The sequence below is a fragment of the Oleiphilus sp. HI0128 genome (assembly GCF_001635365.1).
Map to the genome: position 1 here is coordinate 1 of NZ_LWGG01001093.1, position 1,657 is coordinate 1,657.

Below are 1,657 nucleotides of genomic sequence, written 5' to 3' on the forward strand. Positions count from 1 at the left end.
AAGGGCTAGAGTCAATCAAGGAAGCCCAACAAAGCACCGATGAAGCGATAGATCAGCTCCGCGATGCAGGGCTCATGGACGCCACTCAAATCGAAAATTTTTCCTTAAACAAAAGTCAGTATAAAAAGCTGCTCGAAGAAGTGCTAAAAGAGTATAAAGACTTTGCCTTCTTAAAATATCAATATGATGAAAATGCAGAAAAATTCGTCAAACTAAGTAGCGAAATAGAAGCAATCGGAGATTCAACGGTCGAACAACTAGAAAAGTCCCCCTCTCAATTAGTCACATGGGATACTGGCCTAGATAATATGTGGTTGGCTGCCGATGGCGCAATGGAGTCTAGTATCGGCTTACTCTCTGGTCTCTACCATATGGCTCGTTTTATCGCAAAGAGCGAAGAGCATAGTGCCGCACAATACAATCTGAACGAAGCGCTCGCATTCCAAAAAGAAGCAGCAAAGGAAATGTTCAGTACTGGTGCATTCAAATTAAATGCAGGAAGCAAATGGCAAAACCTTAGTTATGAAGAGGCCTACACAAAACACTTAGACAAACATGAAGAACTAACAAAAAAGCTGTTTGCAGCAACTCACGCATATCAAACAACTCATATCAAATACATCACAATTGCTGACCAACTCCTGGTGCAGTTGGGTAAATTTGAAGAAAGCGGAGATCGAGTAGTTGAAAATGAAGTCGATGTCATTAATCAAATTCAACAGGCGACACTAAGCGTTATGACGATGACTGCAATTGGCGGCGTCGTGGTTGTGATTATCTTCTCTTTACTTCTACTGCGCTCAATCCTCAGCCCCTTAAACGAAATTAGCACGCGAATTGAAGACATAGCACAAGGAGAAGGAGACCTCACACTGCGTCTCAACATGGAGTCAAAGGATGAACTCGGCACCCTAGGAAATCACTTTGACAGCTTCCTTGATAACATCCATAACATTATTAGCCAGGTATCTAGTCGTTCTGTAACAATGTCGGCAGAGATCACGGAAATGGACAACGTTGCTCAACGAACAAATGAGAGTGTAGACGAACAAAGACGTCAAACAGACCTAATCGCTACAGCCATCAATCAGATGTCCTCAAGTGGTCGAGAAATTGCTCAAAATACCGAAAATGCGGCGAGAAGTGCGACCGAAGCGAAAATTGTCAGTGAAGAAGCCGAACAAATTGTCACCGAAGCAATCTCGACTATCGGCAGTTTATCAGCTGAAATTGAGGATGCCACAGGCGTCATCTCAACACTTGAAGATGAGGTCAATCAAATTGTAAACGTCCTCAACGTGATCGTTGGAATCGCGGAACAAACAAACCTCCTTGCTCTCAATGCCGCAATCGAAGCTGCGCGAGCAGGTGAGCACGGTAGAGGATTTGCTGTTGTTGCTGATGAAGTTAGAGGCTTGGCAGGACGCACTCAACAAAGCACAGAAGAAATACAAGAAATGATTGATCGACTCAAAAGTGGATCACAGAGAGCCGTCGAAGTCATGACACGAAGTAATGAACAAAGTCAAAGTACCGTTCGTCAAAGTGAACAAGTACAACGATCACTTAACCAAATTGCTTCTTCGATTTCAGTTATAAATGAGATTAACCAACTAGTAGCAAGCGCTTCAGAAGAACAGTCATGCGTGTGTGAAGA

At 43.2% G+C, this 1,657-nt stretch carries 1 protein-coding gene; it reads left to right on the plus strand.

Going from position 1 to position 1,657, the window contains the following annotated elements; genetic code table 11:
* The coding region (locus tag A3763_RS18575) for a methyl-accepting chemotaxis protein (RefSeq protein ID WP_068760325.1) at window positions 1-1,657 on the plus strand (1,657 nt) is incomplete at both ends.